1 protein-coding gene is annotated in these 528 nt (G+C 44.1%); it reads left to right on the top strand.

All coding sequences use genetic code 11. The features are described 5' to 3' along the window. The coding region (locus A3757_RS26160) for a hypothetical protein (RefSeq protein WP_197469665.1) at positions 1-528 on the top strand (528 nt) is incomplete at both ends.

The following is a 528-nucleotide window of genomic DNA, read 5'->3' on the forward strand; positions in this document are numbered from 1 at the left end:
GCTAAGAATAGCCAGTATATTTCTTGAAGACTACCGTCCTGATCTAGAGCGTTACCTATCTGAGTTAAGTGGTCAGCGTGTTGAAATTCGTCAATTGAACTCTGCTTGGCGTGGTCTTGACCCAACGCTCAATATTCACGGCCTTAGCGTCAACGGGCAGAGCTACGCTTATGTTGGGCGTATACGTATACAGGCTTCATTCCTCAACTCTCTTCTTAATCTCCAGCCTTCTATCAAGGAAATCATGATTGAGCATACTGAGCTTAGTATGCAACAGTTTGAGGATGGTGCCTGGTCCGTCGCTTCAACACCGGTAGATTTAAAAGAATTGTTACAGCAGCAAGAGAAGGCGACACCAACTGCCTTGCCAATAGATATAGAAGCTCTACTTGGGCAAGCGAAAATCTACCTTAACGATTTAAGCCTCTCCTTACATAACAATAAAGGCTTGGTTCAAACTCTTAGAATTCCCAACAGCTCCTTAACTTACCACGATGATAGTGTCTTCATTAGCGGCTCGATTCGAGA

It is taken from the genome of Oleiphilus sp. HI0117, from assembly GCF_001635235.1.